Source organism: Paenibacillus thiaminolyticus, assembly GCF_003591545.1.
GTDB classification, from domain to species: Bacteria; Bacillota; Bacilli; order Paenibacillales; family Paenibacillaceae; genus Paenibacillus_B; species Paenibacillus_B thiaminolyticus_A.
The window spans coordinates 80,616-100,348 of record NZ_QYZD01000012.1 but is presented as its reverse complement, the minus strand read 5'-3'; the positions used below and the strand labels follow the sequence as shown (position 1 = coordinate 100,348).

Here is a 19,733-nt window from a genome sequence, read left to right as displayed (position 1 = left end):
TTGACCTCCCGCACATCGTATCTGCTTTTTGGATTGCCATATCTGCCTCTCATATATAGTACAAACGCTTACAAACTTCAATTGGTCAAATTCGCAGCGCTTGACCATTTTCGCTAACCGGGGCTTTCCGCCCTTATGTGGCGCGGATTTCGATGTTGCCCTGCCCGCTGGTGACGTTCATAATCGACATATTTCCGTCCCGCGGAGCGAGGCGGGAAGAAAGCGGGACGGAAGCCGACATCGATTGACTTCCAATTGAATGATAGGTAACGGTTCCACCACCAGAGGGATCGCCATGATCCCTCTGCTATCCCACTCGCTCAGCCTGCCGCCATGCCGCATGGAATTCCGCAACGGAAGCGTAGCGGGCGGCCCGGTTCTGTGCAACGGCACGGCAGGCCGCTTCATAAAGGGCTTGCCCCGCCTCCCACCGCTCACGGGAACGATCGAGCTCCCCGCCCAGCAGTGCGAATGCCATCGCCCCCATATTGAATACATTGGTCCGTTCATCAATGGCCGCTCCGAGCTCGAACTCCTCCGGCGACATAAAGCGTGATGAACCCCACATCCTGCCCATCGTATTCGTGTACGGCTTCCTGGCGTACATATCGATATCGCAGATCCTCATCGCATGACGCTGAAAATCATAGAGCAAACTGCGCCGCATAGCCCTCTCCCGCGCGAAAATGCTCCCGCAGCGCAATCAGATGCGGATGCCGCAATTGTTCATACAGCGGCATCGCCTGCTCCAGCCGGGCGATCGCATCCCGGGGATCTCCCGCATAGCGGACAGGGCGCGCGCCGGCATACTTCACGAAGCTCCGGATACCGTCCCGTACGACGCCGAAGGACAGATTGCCCGAATCCTGCTGGTCGAACACGCAGAATACGCGGCCCAACTCCCGCAGCCAGGAAAAATCATGCTCCTGCTTCACCTGAAAAGAAACATCATCCATTCGTATCGTTACTGCTTGTTGTCCTTCTTCCGTCACTGTTTTCCTCCCCGATATGTATCAGCTTGGCCATCATATATTCATCCACGAATTGATCGTCCACCCGCAAGGAGCGGCTCAATGTCCCTTCGATCCGAAAGCCACGCTTCGTATATAATTGGATGGCACGTTCATTATGCGTCATGACCGTGAGCTGGAGCCGATGCTTGCCGGCCGCGGCCGCCCAGTTTTCTACTTCTTCCATCAGCCGGCTGCCCAAGCCTTGGCCCGTATAAGGCTGCAGTATGCCAATAACGACAGACACCGCATGTCTGGACCGTTTCAGGCTCGAACCGATGCCGGCCGCGAACCCGGCGATGCCTCCCTGATAGGTGACGGCTAACAGCATAATCGAATCGTCCGATTCGTACAAGCTCGCCAACCGCCGGGCTTGATCTTCCAGGCTGAGGCCGCGCTCCCCAGGCTCATAAAGCATGAACTTTGTCTCCTGATCCAGACGGGCACAAAAATCAATAAAGGCCTGGGCATCCTTCGCTTCCGCTTTGCGGATGAACATGATTTCCCCTCCTTAGCGTGATAAAAATGTTGAATCTCTTTTCTCTATATTTCATTACATCTCTTAGTGAGTACAGAGTACCCGTAAGATGTTTCTTTTCATTACCGTTCAAAGCTGTCCGCATTACGGGTGCAAATTGATGGAGAGACGGAGTTTTTAGACCGAGAACCAGGAGAAGCATTCATTGGTGTGCTCGATTTTGAACAGTTGATAATAGCCGATTCCTAAAAGAAAAGAAACTTATTTTTGGTGGCGGTCGTGCACGATCGGATCGCCGGGTTTTCGCGATGCGAGGGAAGTCAATTAAAGCGGTTCTTGCACAAAGTAGAATTCGGCGTATACGTCCAAAAAGAGTTTTGGGGATATGGCATTGGAAAAAATCTGCTGAAACAATCGATGGCTTGGGCCGACTCCAATGGGGGACCCCCGCCCTTCGCTATCTCCCTCATCCCCTCTAATTAATTCCAGCTAACCGGCGATTCCTCTCCTTGATTTACTATCCTCGCATACTATTGAACCGTCACATTCCCCTTATACATATTGCCTGCCGGGGTTCTTATGTTCTGTATGGCGGTGGCCGTCGCGTTGCCGTAGGCCACGATGACATAGATAGAAGGATCGGTCAGATAGAGCGTATTATGCGAAAATTCGTTGTTAATCCCCAAGCCCGATATCACCTGGTGAACCTGGAAAGCATCGGCGATATGGCCGTTGCCGTTCTGGTAGCCGATATTGTTGCGGATGACGGCGTTGTTGCCTTTCACATCGATGAAGCTGTCGGCATAGTTCGCCCCGCTGATGCCCTCGCCGTAGAAGGTGCAGTTCTCTACCACCGTGCCGATCGTTCTCTCCTTAATGTCAACATGCTCGGCAGCGACGGCATAACCGGACAGAATCGCCGGGTTCGCGGGATCCTCGCTATCCATCCGGATCGGCTGGCTCGCGATCCCGTTCACATCAGAGGAGAAGCTCCCCGTATAGGTTCCCGGAGCCAGCACGATCCGCTGGCCGGGAGTAACCTTCTTCAAGGCGCTCTGCAGACAGGAAGCGGTGCCGCAGACGATCACTTCATCAGCGGCCTCCCCGGCCGGCACGCTGCGCGATTCGGCATGGGCGATTCCCATCGTGGCGAACACGCTTATGAAGAGCAGGATGGCCCACCCAGCACTAATTCCCCTTCTCAGCTTGCTCCCGCACCCGCTCCTTGTTATCGTCATCATTGAACATCCTCCTTTTTCAAGCGACCCTGTTCTCACCCTATAGTTTAACCGTTTTAATTATATGATGTTTAACCAGCGCAAATCATTCCTGCCGATACGATTTTGTACATTTCATATTTGTTTTTCTGGAGCGTTTGCAAAAAAGGAGAAAGCCATTTAAGATACAGCCCAAAAAAACCAGATGGACAGGTCTGGTCTTTTTGGGCTTCCGCTTCTGGCCCTAGTTGCGCTCCCGCCGCGAACCAATTACGGAACCGATACATAGCATACGGTATACGGACATCTCTCCACAGGGACAGGATTCTTATTGTTGCCAATGAGCATGCGGTCTCGCTACGCCTTCGATCGGGCGGGCGGTAACGACAATTTGCTGTGGCGGAGACGGTACTCTCGTGTTATTCACGACCTCTATCGTTCTGCCTGGCTTGGAATTGAGCCGATTCACCGAATTGCAGAAACACATCAGCGGTCACCTCCATTTCTCTTCCCTCGATCTATTATATGCTGCTGGTAGAGAGAAGGACTGGACAGGCTGGTATCACGCATTCATGAAGGAGGACCTGGCATGGATGAGTTCACCTGGATTCAACTGGTCATTCTTGCGCTGGCATCGTTCCGCCTGACCCATCTTATCGTCTATGACGATATTACTTGGCCGCTGCGAGCGCCTTTTATGACCGTCACCTACATGCCTCAAGACGATGGGACCGTCATCCGGCAGGTCGATATCCGGGGCACGGGCTTCCGGCACTGGATGGGAACGCTGCTCAGCTGTCATTGGTGCACCGGCATATGGTGCGCGGCTGTCCTCACCGCCTTGTACTGGTACGTGCCGGCATCGTTCCCGCTGCTGCTGATGTTCGCCGTCGCCGGAATCGCCGCCCTTATCGAGCAGTTCGCGCTTAATCGATTATAAATGGCAGCGACCAGCCCCACAGGGCGCTCCATCCGGTCAAATGGACCGGTTTTTGTGCATAACAACAAGCCGGATCGAGCTGTCTTCAAGCTCAATCCGGCTCCTGTAACGCTTTGGAATCCAGGCAACAACCTGATCAGTCCTCATCAACAAGGATATACTGCGGGCTCGTGAGCTTAATCTTCCCATTCAAGCCCGAAGTCACGTACACCTTGTTATCCTCCATAATGAACATGCCTTCGACATCAGGCGTCTGCTCCAAAAAGGCCAACCCCTCCTGCAACCCCTTCACAATCGCTGCCGTAGAAAGCGCATCGCCTGCTGTGGCGGTTCCGCCGATAATGGTCACGCTCTTGATCCCGTTCTGTGTCGGTGCTCCCGTTGCGGGATCCAATATATGATGATACCGAATCCCGTTGTCTATGAAGTAGCGTTCATAAACGCCGGATGTGCCGATCGTCTCATCTCGAAGCTGAACAATGGCAATTTGCTCCCCTCGCTCCCGGTCCGGGTCTTGCAGCCCGATGCGCCACACATCTCCTCCAGGCTTGCTGCCAAGCGCCATAATCGTGCTGCCGCCCAGATCGATAAGCGCGCTTCCTACCTTCTCCTGACGCAGGAAATCAGACACCAGATCTCCGGCGTACCCTTTGCCAATCGCTCCAAGATCGATGGACATGCCTGCCTTTGCCAGCTTGATCGTCCTATTTTTCTCATCCAATTCAATGTCCCTGTAGTTAACTAACGACTTGGCCTGCTCAATGAGATGGTCAGCAGGGGGATGCACCCCGCCAGCTCCGATCCTCCACAGCTTGACCAGCGATCCGATACTCGGATCGAAAGTCCCCTCCGTAGCTTGGGCGTACTCTACGGCCTTTTTCACCAGATCGAAGGTGTCTTGCGAGACGCTGACCGCTTCTTTGCCTGCGGCTGCATTCACCCGGGAGATTTCACTCTCGGGATTGCTCATATTGATTTGCTGATCGATTCGATCCAGTAGCTTCTCGATGTCCTCAAGATGCTTCTCCGCCGCTTCATCACCATACAGCTTCAATTGAATTACCGTATCGAATTTAAGAAAGGTCTTGGTCACAGGCGGAGCTGTCTTACTTGAGTCAGAGCCGTTGGCCCATAGAAAATATCCAATTCCGGACATTACGAACAGCAGAATTGCCGCCCCTATGATCTTAACCTTTGTACTGTTCGTCATATCACTGAAAACCTCCTCACGAAGTTTGGCCATGAAAATCATGAAAAATTATCGTCGATAAGGCATAGAGATGTATGTGATCTATATCATACCACGAGCCGCATTTGTCTAGATCCACAGTCGTACAATGTCAATTCCATTGTATGTTTTGCTTCATATTCTTTTATAATTCCAAGAAACATCGATAACAATTTCAGGTATATATGTATGTTGTCACATTACCCCAATCTAGCAGTGGAGCAAGGAGGTCTTGGAATGAATCCGATTACAATCGTCCGCTATCAGCCGGAGTATGCGGCTAGAGTAGCAGAGATGTGGAACCTCAGCCAGGAGGGCTGGGGCGGTGGAGATACGATTCGTACGGCGGAACGGGTGCGAACGGAAGAAGAAGGCTCGGACGCGCTGGAAGTCTTTCTTGCCCTGAATCAGGATGCCGTAGTAGGGTACTGCAGCCTGTTCGAATACCGCGAGGATACCGGAGCGCTCTATATCGGACTGCTGAATGTGAGGCCGGATTATCATGGCCGGCGAATCGGCAAGATGCTTGTCCGCGAAGCGTTGGATACGACGATACGGTTGGGCTGGCCACGCCTCGATCTGTATACATGGGCCAGCAATACGAAGGCCGTTCCGCTGTATAAGCGATGCGGTTTTTTCTGGGAGGATCGGGAAGATACGACCCACCTGATGAACTTCATGCCTGCCGTATTGACTACGGAAGCGCTCTCCGCCTATTTTGATGACATTGACTGGTACGAGGACTCGACCCGGGAGATCGAGATTAAGCCCGATGGGCGCAAGGATAACGACTTTGATTATTTCACATATACATGGGAAAAGAACAGCGCCTCGCTGCGCGTCGAATTCGAACGCACCGGAAGAGGCATCCGGCTCTTCGAGACCGATGATTATCTTATCATCGCCCAAGCAGAGCAGGCGAAGCCGGTTTTCGGCCGTTCTTATACGATAGAGTACCGGATCGTGAACAAGTCGGGCCGCCCGCTCCATCTCGATCTGCGGGGCGAGAACGACCGCAATATTCAATTTGACTGGGAGCATCAGGCCGAAGTGGAAGGCGAAGCGACGATCCGGGCGAGCTTCTTCGTCGGCCCTGTCGAAGAGGAGCAAAGCGTATGGCGGACATGCCCCCGCGTCACGACTCGGATGCGCATTAACGGGAAGGAAGCCCTGTTCCAAATTGGCGTCATTCCCCGGTTCCCGGCCCAGCTCGCGTGGAAGAGGCCGAGCCGCAGCGCCTACCCAGCCATAGGCGGCACCTTCCATGTGGACATCGAGAACAATTTTGCGGAAGCGGCTGTCTTTCGCTTTACGCTGGCTGACAGCCCGGTGCTGTCCTTGGGACGCCATGATTTCGAGGTCCCCCTGGAAGCGAAGGAACGGATGTCCATCCCCGTTCCCTATCAGGTGCGCCATTATGGTTTCTATTCCCAACAGGTCGAAGCCGAGGCTCGGCTGGCCGATGGAAGCGTGATCCCATTCACGCGAACGATCGGAGATGGCTTCAGCGGTCCCGGCGCCGCCTTCGCCGGCGAGACGGAGAAGTATTGGCAGCTGTTCCACGGACATTTCTCCATCAGGTTCAACAAGGAATGGAACGGCTTCGGGCTTCTCTGCCCCGGGATGAAAACCTACGCCGAACTGGGCTTCCCGAAGCTGGGCAAGCCGTTCTCCACGGAATTCTCGAAGAAAAAGCCAGTATCGATACATCCGATCCAGGAGGAAGGCGCCATCGGACTGTCGCTGCGCTATCAATCGGCATCGTTCCCGTCGGTATTCTTGACCGTGAACCTTCTTCTGTATGGGGAAGGGACCGTTGCCTATTGGCAAGAAGCCGAAAATACCGGCGCCCAGCCTGTCACCGAGCTGTATGTGAGCCAACAGGCGCGCTTCGGACTGCAAGGCGCCGTCCTGCCTTACAACGGTAAATATATCGCGCTGAACGAGATCACGGGCAGCGAGTACAGCTACTGGGAAAGCCGCAACATCACGGAACCGTGGATATTCATCCAGCACGGCAGTGTCCCGCTCGGCGTCTGCTGGCCGAAGACGCATCGCGTTCATATTGAGGGATGGTGCATCAGCCTCGAAGCTTCACTCGGAAGTCTGGCGCCGGGAGAGAAGGGTGTATCGGAGCCCATCCATCTGACGATGGGCGGATATACAGACTGGACCCGCTTCCGTGCCTTCGCGATGCAGGAGCCCGACATCCGTTCCGATCTCCGGCTTACCGATCCGATCGAGCTGATTCTGAACGGGCATAATCCCGTCCTCCAGTCGAATCTGAACGTGACGCTCCAGGATCACCGGTTGGTGCAGAGGGAGGGAACGATCTCGGTTCAACTGCGCCGGGAACCGCACGCAGCCGCCCGGCAGTTGGACATCGATGACTCCGGGATTACGGTATGCCCCCTTCCGGCGCCGCAGCAGAGCATAGAGGTCGTCGATGCGGTGGTTCATCTGCCTACGCATGACGTGAAGCGAAGCTCCATCGTGCTGATCCCGTCAGACGAGCCGATCCGATTCCAGCGGCAAGAGGGACAAGCCGGACCGACCTATTCGGCTGACAATGGCGTGCTGCGAGTGGCGGCGGCCCCTTCCTTCTACCCTGGTCTTCACTCCCTGCAAGCAAGCGGCGAGGAATGGCTGGCCAGCGGATATCCGCTGCACGCGCCGAGATCATGGTGGAATCCGTTCATCGGCGGTCTGAAGTACGATATCGGCGGCTTGAGCACGCTCTCCGTCCTGAGGGAGAGCAGCACGGTAGAATTCGTTCCCCGGCGGGACAGCTTCGGGAATCAATGGCAGGGCTTGAAGCTTACGCTGGACATCCGCCAGCATGACACCTATAAGGGCTTGAAGCTGCACCAATATTTTCTGATGATGTCCCGCGTGCCCGTGCTGTGCGCATTTTCCGAAATCGAGCAGGAGACTGGCCTCAGTCTCGATCATCTAGTCTGGGACACATCGATGTTCATCCAGCCCGGCGACTCGCTGGATGGCTTGCGGGTATCCGTGAAGGAACATGACGGGTCCGATCGCACATTCCGGCCAGGCAAGGGGGAGCTCGAAATTCCGGCAGCGCGGCATCTCGCCTTCGGATCGGATAACCGGGAGCAGCAGCTTCATGTCATGATGGATGCGAACGAGCGCCATCCGCTCGTCTATGCCAACAATGAGATATGTCAGGTGGAATACAATCGCGAACGGCACATCCCGAACGGAGCCTGCGTCCGAACAGAGCCGATGTTCCTGCTATTCTCCCCTGATCGCATCGAATTCGAAGCCTTGGCTTCATTACAACAGATCCGGTTCCCGGACGAGAGAGGAAGTGGAGCAAGTGAAGATCATTGATGCCCATATGCATCTGTCCCATATCCAAGAGTTCAAGGCGACTGCCGCAGAGAAATCATTCGTTGATTATAGCCTGGACGGGATTCTGAAGGAATACCGGGACAACCATGTCGTGCTCGGCATCGGCATGGGACTGACCGAGACGAAGCCGGGAGGCTTCCCCGATGAGGAAGCCGTGACCCCGATGGGGCTCAACCTGGTGGAGGCGCTGCCGCCCCAGCTCGTCTATTGCCTGGGCATTAATCCTTACCGCCTTGGCACGCAAGAGCTTGAAGCGCTGGAACGCGATCTGCAGAAGCCGGAAGCCGTCGGCCTCAAAATCTATCTGGGCTATTATCCCTTCTATGCCTACGACAGCGTCTATCAGCCGGTCTATGAGCTGGCCGCCGCCTATCGCGTCCCGGTCGTGTTCCATACGGGCGATACGTACTCGGAGCGCGGGCTGCTCAAGTATTCGCATCCGTTGACGATCGATGAGGTGGCCGTCACCCATCGGAACGTCAACTTCATGATGGCGCACTTCGGCGATCCTTGGGCGCTGGACGGAGCGGAAGTCGTCTACAAGAACCGGAACGTATTCGCCGATCTGTCCGGTCTCATGGTCGGCGATACCGACAATTGCAACCGGCTCAAGGACTCGCCGCTGTTCTTCGCCCATCTGCGCCATGCCGTAACCTATTGCGATCATTACGACAAGCTGCTGTTCGGCACCGATTGGCCGCTCGCTCCCGTAGAGGCCTACATCCGGTTCGTCCGGGAGCTGATCCCGGCGGAGCATCATGAGGATGTGTTCTACCGGACGGCGCTGAACGTATTTCCGAAGATTAGGCCATTCTTGGAAAATGGAGGCTAGGCACCGCGCTAGCCTTGGACGAAAGCAAGGGAGATGCGTGTGCCGATAAACCCTTTACAGCCTATACACCTTCGGGGGTACGGCTTCATCCGGAATGAGGGAGCGGCACAATAATACTGCATAGGTGCATCAATTTCAGCCGTTTGAGCTGGTGTTTGATGAAATTCCTGCACAGACGCATCTCTTTCGTCGAATTTCCCTTATTTTCAACCAATAAGGCTGAAATTCCTGCATTTTCGCAGGATCTCCATTTCGCCATCGGCTCAGGCAGCCTAATCCTGCAGTTTTACAGTATTATTGGGCATGCCGAGATATAAGCTCCCATTAAACCAGATGAGCCAGATGCCCTGATGCACCAGATGCCCTCAAGAGCCAGATCCTGATGCGCCCGATACCCACATGAGCTAGACAACGAACGAAGACTGCCCCACGGGCAGTCTTCAGCTCATTCTCGCCTTATAAGCTATGTCATCTCTCTTGCTCTCATCTCTGCTCGTAAGCTATGTCATCACTTGTGCCTTCATCTCTGCTCGCAAGCTATGTCATCGCTTGTGCTCTCATCTCTGCTCGCAAGCTATGTTATCGCTCTTCCTCTCATCCCTGCTCCGGATAGCGGAGCTTCCTGGCGTACTCCTCCGGCGACACGCCGACGAATGCCTTGAAATCCTTGATAAAATGGGCCTGATCGTGATAGCCCAAATCCGCTGCGAGGGCCGCCCAATCCGGCAGGGCGCCGGCGGCCGCCTGCCCCGCCGCATCGTGAATGCGGCTGCGCTGGATGACCCATTTCGGCGATACGCCGACATAGTGGAGGAACAAACGCTGCAACGAACGCGTATGAAGCGCGAACCGATCCGCCAGCTCCTGGACGCGGGTAATGTCCCGGCCATCCACGACGGTCTCGACAATCCGGTTGACGAGCTTCACGTTATCCTCCGCTTCCGGCAGCCGTTCGCGCAGGAACCCGTCAATGACTCGGCTCATCGCCTCACCATCCTCTAACGCGAACAACGCTTGCTCCAGCGGGCCGCTGTCCATCCCGAACACGTCGCGGAAGGGCAGCGCTTGCCCGGCGAGGCGTGACATCGGCTCGCGGTACAGGGGATAAAATCCCCCCGGCTGGAAGAGCACCCCGGCCACCCGTCCCTGTCCCTCCAGCACCCGCTGGGATCTTCCGCTCACAATGCCGGACACGGCCGTGTTGCCCCGCTCGAACACTAGATTGACCCCGGGATGCTGAAGCACCTCCTGCACATAGGGAGATTGGCCTCGCAAATCCCAGGCAATCATCCAATAATACTTGATGAAAGGGCGAAGGTCAGGCGCTGGAAGATGGCGGGTAATGCGGAATTTCTGTTCGCCGGCAACGCCATATAGCATGCCTCTGATGTCCGGCTCGCGGTTCGGCTTCGTATCCATCGTTCACGCTCCCGTTGCAAGATAAGACGCGGCATTCGCGCATCGCATTTCATTTGTCGCATTTTACAATACACACCGATAATCTCCTGCTATATTACCCATGTTAACAAGGGATTGAGTACGTCGCAAATGAAATGGTTATGGAGGGTGAAAGAGAATGCAGCAGACAGAAGCATTGCTGGAGGCGTGGCTGGAGGCGTGGCTGAAGCAGCGGACGATACTGCAAAAGCTGTTGCTGGCCATTCCGGACCATCACGCCAGCTTCGCGCCGTGGGACGGGGCGATGACGGTAAGCGAGCTCGCTCAGCATATCGGCGCTTCCGCCGATATGTTCATCAGGATGGCCAAGACGGGAGAGGGTCACATCGGCATTCCGCAGACCGTCGATTGCCCGTCGATGAAGGAACTGCGCCGCATCGTGCAAGAGTGGACAGCGAAGACGACTGTTCAAGACCTTGACCGCCGAAGATCTGGAGGCAGTCTACCATTTGCCATTTCCGAATCTGGATGGGCCGCGCAGCAAACTCGTCTGGCTCATCATCGATCACGAGATTCATCACAAAGGACAGCTCTTCGTGTACGCCCGCATACTCGGGGTGCAAGAACTTCCATTTCCACTGTAAAAACAGAAGGAAGGATATCGGGGACAGAGGGACCAGCCACTCTGCATGTTGCCCGATATCCTTCCTGCGTAATTAGCCTAACGATTCTTCCGCTTCCATCCACTCGCGGTACAGCTCATCCAGCTCCTGCCGCAGCCGGGCCTGCTCACTCAGCAGATTGGGCCATTCCGCATCCTCTGCCGGGCTCGCGGACAGCCGGGCCATCTCCTCCTCCAGCAGGCGCAGCCGTTCCTCGGCTGCCGCAATCTCTTCCTCCCATCGCCTTGCCGGATCGGAAGGCTTGGAGCCTGCCTTCGGTTCGGCCGGCATCGGCTCAGCCTTAGGCTCATTCTTCGGCCGGGCAGGCTCTGCCGGGATCTCCGCCGCAGCGGAACGCTGCAGCAGCGCCTGCAGCTTCTCCCGGCATTCTTCATAATTGCCGAGATGGACGGTCAGTTCCGCCTGTTCCAGCATCCATAGCTTCTGCACGACGCGATTCATGAAATAGCGGTCATGCGAGATGACGAGCAGCGTGCCGGGGAACGAATCCAAGGCTTCCTCCAGCGCCTCCCGCGAGTCGATGTCCAAATGGTTGGTCGGCTCGTCGAGAAGCAGCAGATTCGGCTTCCGGTACATCAGCAGCGCCAGGCGCAGCCGGCTCCATTCGCCGCCGGACAGCTGGGACACCCGCTTGAACACGTCAGAGCCGTAGAACAGGAAACGGGCCAGTTCGCCCCGCGCCTCCCCTTCCTCCATCGCCAAGGCGTCGCAAAAATAACGCAGCACGGTGGAATCTTCCGCCGGCGGGGATTCCTCCTGGGCCAGATAGCCGATGTCCACGCGGGAACCGAGCCGAATCTCGCCCTCGTCGTGAGGAATCTCGCCGATAATCATCTTCATCAGCGTGCTCTTGCCCGCGCCGTTGCCGCCCATCAACGCGACGCGATCGCCATACAGCAGCAGCGCGCTCGTCCCGCGCAGCAGTTCCCGCTCGCCGAACGCTTTGGAGACGCGATCCAGCACAATCACCTGCTTGCCGGAGCGATCCTCCTGCTTCAGCGTCAGGTCCATCGCGCGCCGTTCCAGAATCGGGCGCTTAATCTTGACCATCCGGTCCAGCGCCTTCTGCATCGAGGCGGCCCGGCGGTGGAAGCCGGGATTCGGCGGATTGGCGCGGTTGCCCCATTCGATCAGCTGCTTGATCGTTTCCTGCATCTTTTTGATCTTCTTCTGCTGCTCCTGATAATCGGCAAATTGCTGGAGCAGACGGTCCTCTTTTTCCTTCTGGTAGCCGGAATAATTCGTATAGTAGACGAAGGCTTCTCCGTCTTCGATCTCGATAATCTTGCCGACGACCCGATCAAGGAAATACCGGTCATGCGACACGACCACGACGACGCCGGGATACGATTCGAGGAACGCCTCCAGCCATTCGATCGCCGCCATATCCAGATGGTTCGTCGGCTCGTCAAGCAACAGGATGTCCGGCCGCTTCAGCAGCAGGGCCGCCAGCCCCACCTTCGTCTTCTCTCCGCCCGAGAGCGAGGCGAACGGCCGCCCGAACTGCTCGGCGGCAATGCCCATGCCTGCGGCTACCCGCCGAATCGAAGCCTCCATCTCATAGCCCCCCGCTTGCTCGAACCGTTCCATAAGCTGTCCGTACTGGTTCAGCAGGAGCTGCATGGCCCGTTCATCCGCGCAGACGGCAGGATCGGACATCTTCGCCTCCATCTCCTTCATCTCGCGTTCCCAGCACCGCACCTGTTCAAAGCCTTCGGCCAGGACATCATAGACAGTCGCCCCGTCCCCAGCCGACGGCACCTGGGCGAGCAGGCCGACCGTCGCCCCTCTGCGGATGAACAGCTCTCCCTCATCGGGTGCCGATGCTCTGTCCAGCAGCTGCAATATCGTCGTCTTGCCCGTGCCGTTCCGTCCGATCAGGCCAACCTTCTCCGACTCCCCAATCTCGAACGACACATCAGAGAGCACCAGATCGGCCCCATAATATTTCTTCACATGCCACAAATTGATTACCATGGTCAACGTCCTCCTCCGGGCGCACTTCCTCCCCGGACCGGAACAAAAAAAGACTGCAGGGAAACATCCCCGCAGCCTTATGCCAGATCATACCCGTTCAGGTCAAGGCAGGAGAGTCTTCACGCCAATTCGTCACATTCGTATTCACAAAAATGGACATACCTATCCCGTTGACCACTGCAGCATGGGTAATGCCAAATAATGCCATAGGCAATTGGCTAATGCGGATCATTGCGACGTTGCGGTTCATCTCCTACCTCACCTCCTCTTCAAGCCCTGCTATGAGAGCATAATTATTCCATATTATACCCGAAAGCTACGTTGGAGTAAAGTACTGCCTGACGGACATGCATCACCGGGTCCCGCCAAGCCTCCATCCGCAAGCATCAGCGCTTCGTCTCCAAGCCGGATACGGCAATCTCCATTCCCGCTTCCGGCGTAAATCCAATCCGGTACTCCCGCTCCGCATCCGCAATCGTAACCGCCGCGAAGCCGGCCGGCCCCTTCTCCTGCGGCAACAGGCGAATCATCCCGCGGTCGAGTTCCCATTCATAGGCGGATGCTCCGATGGATGCAGGCTCCGGCAGCCGGTACGCCTCACGGTATTGGCTCACCTGGGCCGCCGGATCGGCGGACGCCACGTCCACTCCGCATAACTTCAGCGGGCTGTCCCATGTCCGGGACCGTTCATATTCAATCAGCCACGGCATATCCTGGCGGATGAAGGCCGTGCCGAATGGGATGAACGAGCCGTCCTCTAACGGAGCTTGCTGCCGCCAAGGCCCTACGTAAGCGACGCCGCGCTTCTTCGCTTCCTCGACGAAGGCGGCCATGCCGCCGGTGATGTCCAGCGAGACGCCGAAGATGCCTTCCCGGCTCTCCGCGAACTCCGCAAAGGCGCGTCCTAGCTGCGTCGTCCGCAGCTTGTCCGGATCCACAATCGCGATCACTTCAAGGAATCCGGCACCGAAATAGGCGACCTGTGCCCGCGCGCCGGGAAATGCCTCCACCGGGGCGGTAAACCAGGCTCCGGTCGTCCCGCTTATCTGTTCGACTGCCGCGTCTACATCGCGAACAGCCACAGTCACATGATCAAGCCTCAACATAGGCTGTATCCCCCTCTGTCCAACAGGCTCGTACGTCCGGGCGGATGCCCAATGCGCCAGCATGCCGCGGATGTCCTGTTCCGCCTTCTCCAGAAGCTGCTTCTGGCGGCGGATGTCGCGAAGCTTGCTCTCATAATAAGCAATCGCTTCCTCTGCGCAGGCCGGATCCCCATAGCCGGGAAAGCTGGCGCATTGCTGAAACAAGCGGGCCAATTCCTCCGCACGAACCCCCATATGCAAATAGAACTGAATCTGCCGTACACGTTCAACGTCTTCCTCCGCGTACACCCGATATCCGCTGTCGGTACGCGATGGAGCAAGCAATCCCTTCTCCTCGTAATAACGTAAGGAACGGATGCTGACTCCCGTCAGACGTGACAGGTCACTGATGCGCATCTAGATTAACTCCTTCCACCGGCCGGTAACCTAATCGTAAAGTATAACATGGTGTGAGAGTCAAGACCGCGCTGGCATTCCATTTGCCGCTTCAGACCGAGTAACACTTCTGCCAACCCCGATTCCGGTATGTCCATCCATCCGACCGGAGCATCCTCCGCGTGAGCACCGCCGGGGCCCGAATTCTGTCCGGACGCTACCCCTTGTCCCGGTAGGAGATGACGAATCCATACCACCAATAGATGGAAAAAAGGCCGCTAATCAGCACGTATATCGCCCATAACGCGCCTTCCCTCAAGCTTTTCCAGAAATAATGCAGCTCCGTCATGCCTTCGCTTCGACCCATGGCATTCAGGAAAAATACCATAAATCCCGTCACCAAAATAACGATATGCAGAACCGATATGCCGATCCGTTTGCGGATAATCAGGCTGAACGCACTGGCCGCCAGACTAATCCCGAACACCGAATAAAAGAGTAGCCAAACCCAACTTGCATTGGTCGCCCACATAGACTTTTTCTCCCTATTTATAATATGTATTTATTTCAGGCTACGGGGCATACAGCAGCGCAACCCCGATAAGAGACAGCAGCACAGCAAGCAAGAACACCGCATTGGCAGGCCTGCTCAGATGCGCGGTATGCTTGTCATAATAACCGTTCCTGCGAAAAGGGCCAATCCACAGCTCTCCGATCAGATTCAACACGACGGCCAGCAGACTTCGGATAGACCTCATCTTCGGCACCTCCCTCCACCAAATAGCTCTTCATATTTCCATTCTATTCCGACAGGGAGTGTCAGTATGCCCCGTCGAGCACGTCAACAATAGCGCGACCCGCTCATAGATCGCGTCCAGTTCCTCCACGCTCACCAGATCGGCCCGATGCTCGAAGGTCACATGGAACGCAGGATTGCGGCTTGCCAACGCTTCCAAAGACGCATAAGCGTCTCCGTAGCGGCTGTCGCCATCCTGCTCAGGCAGGACCGACAAATGATTCTGGAAATTCTCCTCTTCGTAAAGCACATTGCTGTAATGAACGAGATAGACATAGGGGGCCAGTGCGTCGAGCCACGCATAAGGGTCGAACCCGGGAAGCACCCGCCCCGATATATCGAGCCGCGCCGTATCGACCACGAGTGCAGTCTCCGGGTAGTCCCGGAACATATCGACGGCCGCTTCCATTGCGCCGGGAACAGTCATCTCATTCTCATCTCTCCTCGACTATCGCCATTAATGATGCAACATACAAAATATTTAGGGAGAAACTACTTTTTCAACATTATACCAGAAAAATCTTGCCATGCTTCTACAAATATAGACATATTCGGAGTTTTTTCCCGAGATTCGCAGCGAAAGAAAAAAGCCGCCCCGATAGATCGGGACGGCTGCAGACAGTCGCCAGATTACAGCAAAGCGAAGATGGGCAGCTCTTCCAAAAACGGAGTCACCATATTGGCGCAAAAAGACGGCAGCCGCTCCCGCATCCAAGGATGAACGGCGGTGTTCATCATATGGAAGGAATAGTAGCCGAAAATATTCAGCAGCATGAAGCCTTCGAGCAGCTTCAGCGAATCGCCGCAGGTCGAAGGAAATTCCGCCCCATAGCCTTCCATGAAATCCGTCCGCCGATCGGATGGGACGCTGAGCGCGCCGCCCGCCGCATCATACAAAAAATAACCGTGGCCGTACAGGCAATAGTCAATCAAGGTAAAGCCCAGATCCGTCACAATGACATTGGCCCGGTTGATGTCGGCATGGATGAGGCCCCATGTGCCAGGTTCCGGCTCGTAGCGGCGAAGCCGCTCATTAATGAGCTGGAAGGCTTCACTCATCAGTCCGAAATCACCCGGCGCAAATATGCCGTGATCCCGGCCGTAGGTCAGTCGCTCCAGCATCGCCTCGTTCTCCGCAATTCCGGCGTAAGCGGGTCTGCTGATGGCCAGTTCCGGCTTGTACCCGCTCGTAAACCGATGCAGCATGCCGACCTGCCGTCCGTAGCGGAGAGCGGCTTCTCGCGATGCGAAGTCATCCGGCTGCGAGTCCCGTCCTTCCAGCCAGTGCAGCAGCGTGCAGTGAATGAAGTCTTCCCCGTCCGGGATCCGGGAGACGAATTCTCCTTCGCGATTGCGGACAGGCTTCTGCACATTCAAGGCGGTATTCTCGCCCAGTGCCTGCAACAGATCCATCTCCCCGGTCAAGCCCGCCTTGGAATGCTCCAGGCCGTGAAGCTCGGCATGAACCGGCTTATGAACCCGCAGCAGATAGGATGAGCCGGACTGATCGGTAATCTTATAGGTCAAATTTTCATTATGGCGAATAAACGCAATGATTGGCGATTGTATCTCATAATGCGATAACGCATCGGCCGCAATGGCTTGATGGCCCACTTTCTCGTCTCTCCCTTGTGCGCAGGCAAGAGGTCTAGGGCATGAATCATGCTCGCTACTTCTGCTTGCTTGTCAGTTCAATCTTCTCTTCCTGTCCATTCCAGCCGATCGTGATCGACAGCGGCTCCTCGCTAACTTGATTATTGTACTATATATTTCCTGTACCGTCAGCTAGACCCGATCGATGTGCGTTGCCGCCACAGCGTTCTTCGTTCTTCAATCGGGAAAAGGGATGCCGCATACCTTTGCTCTCATCGGCCCGCTTCTTCGGTATTCGTCTTGCTTGGTCTCTGCATGTCCAACAGGCGCCCGGGAAAATCATACTTCGCCATCATCTCGCCCCAAGGCGAGATGCCGGTCTCCACGAAGCCGGCCGAGGCATACAGCCGCCGGGCCGCTTCATTATTCGGATCATAGCCGAGCAGACAATGCTCCATCCGGTCCGGATGCGCTCCGATCTCATCCAGCACAAGCTGCAATGCCCGCTTGCCATAATCCCGAACCGACCTTCAATGCGATGCATTCCTCCCAGTTGCCGGCGGTGATAGGCTGCAGATGAATATTCATGGAAAATCCCCTTTCGGCTATCCACTCCTTCTGTACAATTCGCCTCACTCCACCGGTTGATCCGGTCCCGGCAGCTCGTATTGGTAGAAGCACAGGTTCAGCCACTGATTGAATTTATATCCCGCGTTCCGGATCGTCCCGGCATACGTAAAGCCAAGCTTTTCATGCAAGGAAATGCTGCCCCGGTTCGATTCGTCAATGCCGGCGACGAGCGTCTTGTATCCGCTCTCGGCTGCGATACGGATAAGTTCCCGCAGCAGTTGGGACCCGACCCCGAAGTGACGGCATTCATTATGCACGTAGACGGAATGCTCGATCGTGTATTGATAAGCCGGCCAGGCCCGGAACGGGCCGAAGGTGGCGAAGCCCATTACCCGGTTCTCTGCCTCATAGACCAGAACAGGAAGGTTGTCCTGGCGCTTCTGCTGGAACCACTCCATTCGCTGCTCGAGCGATTGCGGCTCGTATGAGTAGACCGCAGTAGAATGGATAATCGCATCGTTGTAAATCTCCAAAATGGCAGGCAAGTCCTGTTCAGTCGCTTCTCTAATCATGCTCCGTTTCTCCTCTGCGTTCGTATCGGCGGGCCGCGCTGCGCGGCCCCGTCTAGCTATGCCGTAATTATACCAGCTCTTCGCTTCACGGAAAGCTGGAAATGAAAAAGAGACGCATCTGCGCCTCTCTCTATCGATGTCACGATTTATTCAATCATCCGCTTGGAGTCGCTCCAGGATTGGTCTCACACCTTTGCCGCCTGTGCCCGCGGAAGCGGAGGTTGGCTAGCGTCTGCCGCTTCGGTCCGCTTCAGGAATTGACGCCCCTTCCAGCGGAACAGCACGAGAATGCCGCGAATGTATTCATCCGCGATCATACAGGCGTAGATGCCGGCGAGCCCCCAGCCCCAGTGAATGCCCATCATGTAGGACAAGCCCGTGGCGACCAGCCACATCGAGAATATGGCCGTCAGCATGACGAAGCGGGTGTCGCCTACCGCATTGAGGGCGTTGCCCATCGCCATGTTCAGCATCTTCCCGGGCTGCAAGAGCAGATTGAGCCCGAGCAGCGAGACGCCGAGCGCCACAATCTCCGGATCGGCCGTGAACAGCCCCAGCAGCGCCCGGCCCGCGAACAGCAGCACGAGCGCATTGACCGTCACGAGCGGTAATCCATACAGGAGCGCGCGATAGGCCCCTTGGTAGGCCTCCTCCGTCCGGCCCGCCCCGAACAGATGAGCGACCTGAATCTGCAGCGCCATCGCGATCGATGATCCAAGCAGGAAGCAGAACGATTCCAGCGTATTCATGTACGTCCGCGCCGCCAGCTCCTGCGGCCCCAGCATCGCGATGAAGGCGAAGATGATAAGCTGGGAGAATACCCAGCAGGACATGTTGACGCCGAGCGGCCAGCCGATATGCAGAATCTCCTTGAAGCGGGCCCCGTCGAAGCCGAGCATCTCCCGCAGGCGGATGCGATGTCCGAACGACTGGACGAACACATAAGCCAGCACCGCCGTCGCCAGCAGCCGGCTGATGACGGTCGACAGGGCGACCCCGGCCAGCCCCCACTGCGGGAAGCCGAAAGCGCCGAAGATGAAGCCGTAGTTCATGGCGACATGGATAACGTTCATCCCGATCGCGATGATCATCGGCCCCTTCGTATTGCCGGTGTTCCGAATCACCGTGCTGAGGGTCGACATGAGCGCCGTTAGCACCATGCCGCCGCCGACAATCGAAATATAAGTGTCCGCCAACGGCAGCAGGCTGTCCGGCAGCTGCAGCACCGCCGCGATCGCGCGCGGCTTCGCGTAGAGCACGAAGCTGAGCACCAGCCCGATCAGCGCGCTCGCCGACACGGCCATGATCGCCACGGAACGCGCCTCCTCCTCCCTCCGCGATCCGAGCTTCTGCGCGATCAAGATGCCGGCTCCGCTCGCCACCGTCATGAAGAGGGTCGTGAGCGCCTGGAACAGCTGGTTGGAGAAGCCGACAACCGCGACTGCATCATCCGAGATGCGGCTCACCATCAGCGTATCCGCCGCCCCTAGCAAAAACTGCAAAAACAATTCTATAAAAATCGGCCATGCCAGAACTCCCAATGCATACCGATTCCGTTCTCTTTTCACAAATGAAACCTCCGT

General features: G+C 56.3%; 18 protein-coding genes and 2 pseudogenes. 5 read left to right on the top strand and 15 right to left on the bottom strand.

Annotation, left to right across the window (positions count from 1 at the left end; genetic code table 11):
* Positions 1–307 precede the first annotated feature (307 nt).
* Both DQX05_RS14775 and DQX05_RS14770 read right to left on the bottom strand, forming a co-directional pair.
* Positions 308–956, bottom strand: a pseudogene (locus tag DQX05_RS14775) (serine/threonine protein kinase).
* Positions 949–1,509, bottom strand: a complete 561-nt coding sequence (locus tag DQX05_RS14770; RefSeq protein WP_119794334.1) for a GNAT family N-acetyltransferase — start codon at positions 1,507–1,509, stop codon at positions 949–951. Before DQX05_RS14770 ends, DQX05_RS14775 begins: the two are co-directional and overlap by 8 nt.
* A 114-nt stretch (positions 1,510–1,623) precedes the next feature.
* On the opposite strand from DQX05_RS14770, the pseudogene DQX05_RS14765 reads away from it, so the two are divergent.
* Positions 1,624–1,929 (top strand): annotated as a pseudogene (locus DQX05_RS14765) (GNAT family N-acetyltransferase); the annotation flags it as partial.
* 89 nt (positions 1,930–2,018) lie between these two features.
* Here DQX05_RS14765 and DQX05_RS14760 read toward each other — a convergent pair.
* Complete coding sequence (locus DQX05_RS14760) at positions 2,019–2,729, bottom strand: polysaccharide lyase domain-containing protein (RefSeq protein ID WP_119794333.1); 711 nt, start codon at positions 2,727–2,729, stop codon at positions 2,019–2,021.
* A gap of 565 nt (positions 2,730–3,294) precedes the next feature.
* Here DQX05_RS14760 and DQX05_RS14750 point away from each other — a divergent pair.
* Entirely contained in the window at positions 3,295–3,645 is a 351-nt protein-coding gene (locus DQX05_RS14750; RefSeq protein ID WP_119794331.1) for a DUF1360 domain-containing protein, read from the top strand.
* A 136-nt stretch (positions 3,646–3,781) separates the two neighbouring features.
* Here the strand turns inward: DQX05_RS14750 and DQX05_RS14745 are convergent, their stop codons facing one another.
* Entirely contained in the window at positions 3,782–4,855 is a 1,074-nt protein-coding gene (locus tag DQX05_RS14745; RefSeq protein ID WP_119794330.1) for an FAD:protein FMN transferase, read from the bottom strand.
* Positions 4,856–5,110: 255 nt separating this feature from the next.
* Between DQX05_RS14745 and DQX05_RS14740 the strand changes: the two genes are divergently transcribed.
* Together DQX05_RS14740 and DQX05_RS14735 are read left to right on the top strand one after the other, a co-directional pair.
* Positions 5,111–8,227: a GNAT family N-acetyltransferase gene (locus DQX05_RS14740; RefSeq protein WP_119794329.1), complete on the top strand. Its 3,117-nt coding sequence runs from the start codon at positions 5,111–5,113 to the stop codon at positions 8,225–8,227.
* Positions 8,214–9,080 (top strand): amidohydrolase family protein, encoded by an 867-nt coding sequence (locus DQX05_RS14735; protein ID WP_119794328.1) that lies wholly within the window; start codon positions 8,214–8,216, stop codon positions 9,078–9,080. The genes DQX05_RS14740 and DQX05_RS14735 overlap by 14 nt, the downstream gene beginning before the upstream one ends.
* 594 nt (positions 9,081–9,674) lie before the next feature.
* On the opposite strand, the gene DQX05_RS14730 is transcribed toward DQX05_RS14735, so the two are convergent.
* A complete protein-coding gene (locus tag DQX05_RS14730) occupies positions 9,675–10,499 on the bottom strand; it encodes a helix-turn-helix domain-containing protein (protein ID WP_119794327.1) in 825 nt (274 codons plus the stop codon).
* Positions 10,500–10,987: 488 nt separating this feature from the next.
* Between DQX05_RS14730 and DQX05_RS14725 the strand changes: the two genes are divergently transcribed.
* Positions 10,988–11,122, top strand: a complete 135-nt coding sequence (locus tag DQX05_RS14725) for a DinB family protein (RefSeq protein WP_182914758.1) — start codon at positions 10,988–10,990, stop codon at positions 11,120–11,122.
* 72 nt (positions 11,123–11,194) lie between these two features.
* Here DQX05_RS14725 and abc-f read toward each other — a convergent pair whose 3' ends face one another.
* From abc-f to DQX05_RS14680, 10 genes are all read right to left on the bottom strand, one after another.
* On the bottom strand, positions 11,195–13,138 hold the full coding sequence (gene abc-f, locus DQX05_RS14720) for a ribosomal protection-like ABC-F family protein (protein WP_119794325.1): 1,944 nt from the start codon (positions 13,136–13,138) through the stop codon (positions 11,195–11,197).
* 97 nt (positions 13,139–13,235) lie between these two features.
* Positions 13,236–13,388, bottom strand: a complete 153-nt coding sequence (locus DQX05_RS30810; RefSeq protein WP_182914757.1) for an RAxF-45 family protein — start codon at positions 13,386–13,388, stop codon at positions 13,236–13,238.
* A 136-nt stretch (positions 13,389–13,524) separates the two neighbouring features.
* Positions 13,525–14,640, bottom strand: a complete 1,116-nt coding sequence (locus DQX05_RS14715) for a MerR family transcriptional regulator (protein WP_119794324.1) — start codon at positions 14,638–14,640, stop codon at positions 13,525–13,527.
* A 196-nt stretch (positions 14,641–14,836) separates the two neighbouring features.
* A complete protein-coding gene (locus DQX05_RS14710) occupies positions 14,837–15,151 on the bottom strand; it encodes a hypothetical protein (protein ID WP_119794323.1) in 315 nt (104 codons plus the stop codon).
* A gap of 40 nt (positions 15,152–15,191) precedes the next feature.
* The gene (locus DQX05_RS14705; RefSeq protein WP_119794322.1) at positions 15,192–15,377 is read right to left on the bottom strand and encodes a hypothetical protein; all 186 of its coding nucleotides are present in this window, start codon (positions 15,375–15,377) and stop codon (positions 15,192–15,194) included.
* Between the two features lie 30 nt (positions 15,378–15,407).
* Positions 15,408–15,842 (bottom strand): hypothetical protein, encoded by a 435-nt coding sequence (locus tag DQX05_RS14700; RefSeq protein ID WP_182914756.1) that lies wholly within the window; start codon positions 15,840–15,842, stop codon positions 15,408–15,410.
* 203 nt (positions 15,843–16,045) lie between these two features.
* On the bottom strand, positions 16,046–17,029 hold the full coding sequence (locus DQX05_RS14695; RefSeq protein WP_119794321.1) for a phosphotransferase enzyme family protein: 984 nt from the start codon (positions 17,027–17,029) through the stop codon (positions 16,046–16,048).
* A 251-nt stretch (positions 17,030–17,280) separates the two neighbouring features.
* A complete protein-coding gene (locus DQX05_RS14690; RefSeq protein WP_119794320.1) occupies positions 17,281–17,499 on the bottom strand; it encodes a hypothetical protein in 219 nt (72 codons plus the stop codon).
* Positions 17,500–17,640: 141 nt separating this feature from the next.
* Positions 17,641–18,150 carry a GNAT family N-acetyltransferase gene (locus DQX05_RS14685; RefSeq protein ID WP_119794319.1) on the bottom strand — a complete coding sequence of 170 codons (510 nt, stop codon included), beginning with the start codon at positions 18,148–18,150 and terminating at the stop codon, positions 17,641–17,643.
* A 185-nt stretch (positions 18,151–18,335) separates the two neighbouring features.
* Entirely contained in the window at positions 18,336–19,718 is a 1,383-nt protein-coding gene (locus tag DQX05_RS14680) for an MATE family efflux transporter (RefSeq protein WP_119794318.1), read from the bottom strand.
* Between the last annotated feature and the right edge of the window lie 15 nt (positions 19,719–19,733).